The organism is Streptomyces sp. HSW2009 (genome assembly GCF_040240285.1).
In the GTDB taxonomy this organism is placed as follows: Bacteria; Actinomycetota; Actinomycetes; order Streptomycetales; family Streptomycetaceae; genus Streptomyces.
Map to the genome: position 1 here is coordinate 1 of NZ_JBEHZD010000759.1, position 3,042 is coordinate 3,042.

Annotated in this window: 2 protein-coding genes; both read left to right on the plus strand. The window is 74.6% G+C overall.

The window, feature by feature from the left end:
• A partial coding sequence (locus AAHZ94_RS31805; protein WP_349997181.1) for an NACHT domain-containing protein occupies positions 1-2,521 on the plus strand: 2,521 nt, incomplete at its 5' end.
• 333 nt (positions 2,522-2,854) lie between these two features.
• Positions 2,855-3,042 (plus strand): polyketide synthase dehydratase domain-containing protein (locus AAHZ94_RS31810; RefSeq protein ID WP_349997182.1); only part of this gene is annotated, 188 nt, incomplete at its 3' end.

Genomic DNA, 3,042 nt, shown 5'->3' on the forward strand with positions numbered 1-3,042 from the left:
CCCGGGTGCCCCCTTCGACCTGGCCGACCCGACCGACCTGCTCGACCCGGCCGACGAGCTGCCCGTCCCCGCCCCGCCGCTCCGCGCCGATCAGGCGCTCGCCGACCGGGCGCGGGTGCTGGTGCGCGGCACCGCCGGCTCCGGCAAGACCACGCTGGTGCAGTGGCTCGCGGTGGTCGCGGCCCGCCGCCAGTACGACGACCGCCTGGTGCACGTGTACGGCCGCATCCCCTTCGTCCTGCCGCTGCGCACCCTCACCCGGGGCGGGGCGCAGCTCCCGACGCCCGGCAGGTTCCTGGCCGCGGTCGGCTGCCCGCTGGCCGACGCGCAACCGCCCGGCTGGGCGGACCGGGTGCTGGGCGAGGGCCGCGGCCTGGTCCTGGTCGACGGCATCGACGAGATCCCCGAGCGCGAGCGCGAACAGACCCGCGGCTGGCTGCGCGACCTGCTCGACGCGTACCCGGGCAACCTCTACCTGGTCACCTCCCGCCCCTCCGCCGTACGCGAGCACTGGCTGGGCCGGGAGGACTTCGACGAGCTGACGTTGCTGCCGATGGGCCGCGACGAGGTGGCCTCCTTCATCGGCCGCTGGCACACGGCCGCCCGCGCCGAGGCCACCGGCGAGGCGGCCGAGCGCATCGACGGCTATGCGAAGTCGCTGCTCAGCGCCGTACGCACCAAGCAGGACCTGGGCCGCCTCGCCGTCAACCCGCTGATGTGCGGCCTGCTCTGCGCGCTGCACCGGGACCGCCGCGGCTACCTCCCGCACGGCCGCAAGGAGCTGTACGACGCGGCCCTGTCCATGCTGCTGACCCGCCGCGACCGGGAGCGCGACATGAGCGGCCCGTACGGCATCGAGCTGTCGGACGAGCCGCAGGTGCAACTCCTCCAGCGGCTCGCGTACTGGCTGATCCGCAACGGCCGCACCGAGCTGGACCGCGACCGCGCCCAGCAGATCGTCGCGGACGCGCTGCCCGCGGTGCCGGCCGCGGCGGCGCAGGGCGACGCGGCCACCGTCTTCCAACACCTGCTGCACCGCAGCGGTCTGTTGCGCGAACCGACCCCGGGCGCCGTGGACTTCGTGCACCGCACCTTCCAGGACTACCTGGGCGCCAAGCGCGCGGTCGAGGAGTGGGACATCGGCCTGCTGCTCGACCACGCGGCGGACGACCAGTGGGAGGACGTGATCCGGCTCGCGGTCGCCCACGCCCGGCCCCGCGAGCGCGCCGAACTCCTGCGTGAGCTGGTCGAACGCGGCGACGCCGCCGAAGACCCGGGCACCCGGATGCGCATCCACCTGCTGGCGATGGCCTGCCTGGAACACGCCGCCGAGCTCGATCCCGCGGTCCGCGGCGAGGTCGAGCGGCGCACCGCGCGGCTGATCCCGCCCGGGACCAACGAGGAGGCCCGCCGGCTCGCCGAGGTCGGCCCGCTCGTCCTGGAACTGCTGCCGGGGCCGGCAGGGCTCTCCGAACGCGACGCCACCCGGGTCGTCGTCACCGCCTCGCACATCGAGGGCGACGCGGCCATCGCGACCCTGGCCCGCTTCCGGGAACACCCGGCGATCTCGTTGCGGTCCCAACTCGCCTGGGCCTGGCAGCGGTTCGACACCCAGCGGTACGCGCACGAGGTCATCGCGCACCTGGCGCCTGAGGGGCTGTACTACGTGGCGACCTCGCCGGCCGAACTCGCCGAACTGGCCGCGCTCGGCGGCCGACCCCGGCTGGAGACCCGCGGCAACGTGGACCCGGCCGCCGTGGCCGACTACGTACGCGGGCACCGCCTCAGCCACCTGCGCATCCGGGACCACCAGACCCTCACCGACCTGGGCTTCCTCGCCGGGCAGCGCGAACTGGTCACCCTCGGCCTCCAGGACTGTGACCGCATCCACGACCTGACCCCGCTGGCCGGACTGCCGCTGACCGCACTGGCGCTGACCCTGTCCGACACCCACCTGCACGAGCTGGACCTCAGCCCGCTGCGCTCGCTCGACGGGCTGATGGCGCTCGGCGTGCGGCTGGGGCCGCACGTTCGGTGGCGCCTTGACTGGTTCCCGCCGGGCGCACCACTGCGCACGCTGGACTTGAGCTTCGTGCCGCGGGCCGTCGACGGGCTCGCGGCCCTCACCCACTGGCCGCAGCTCCAACAACTCCTGCTTGGCGAGAACAGCCCGACCAGCGCCGCCGACTGGGACACCATCGGCACGCTCGACGAGCTGATCTACCTGGGCGTCAGGGGCCGCGCGCTGGCCCACCTCGGCCCGCAGCACTACTTCCCGCGCCTCGCGCACCTGGTCGTGGACGCGTTCTTCGACGACGCCCCGACGCTGGCGGCGCTGCCCACCGCGCTCCCCGGACTGCGCTGGCTCGACCTGACCAGCGCCACGTCGGACACCCCGCTCGACGTCACCCCGCTCGCCAACCTCCACCACCTCCACACCCTGCACCTGCCCCGCGACACCCCCCTCACGGGCGTGGAAGCCCTCGATCCGGAGCTGCTGCCACCGTGGCTGCGGGAGTGAGGTAGCACGGGGCGGGTTGGGGGCCGCCGGGCCTTCGGGGGTTGGGGTTGCTGAGGCTGTCGGGGTTGCCTGTGGGGGCTTGGGGCGCCGGGCCTGTTGGGAATCGAGGCTGCCGGACCTGCTGAGGGTGGGGGCTGCCGGGCCCGTTGAAGGCTGGGGCCGCCGGGCCCGTTGAGGGTTAGGGCCGCCGGGCCTGTTGCGGGTTGGAGCGCCGGGCCTGTTGCGGGTTGGAGCGCCGGACCCTGTGGGGGCCTGTTGAGAGCCGGGGCCGCCGGACCCTGTCGGGCCTGCTGAGGGTTGGGGGCACCGGACCCTGCCGGGGCCCGTCAGAAGGTGGGGCCGCCCGCCCCCGTCGAGCTTGCTGACGCGCAGGGCCCATCGGGCTCGGGGGGGGGGGGGGGGGGGGGGGGGCCGCCGGTGGGTGCTGAGGTGGTGTCGGTGGGTGGGGTGTATGAGGATTTGGTGGGGCGTGGGTTGGAGTATGGGCCGGTGTTTCGGGGTGTGGAGGGTGTGTGGCGGCG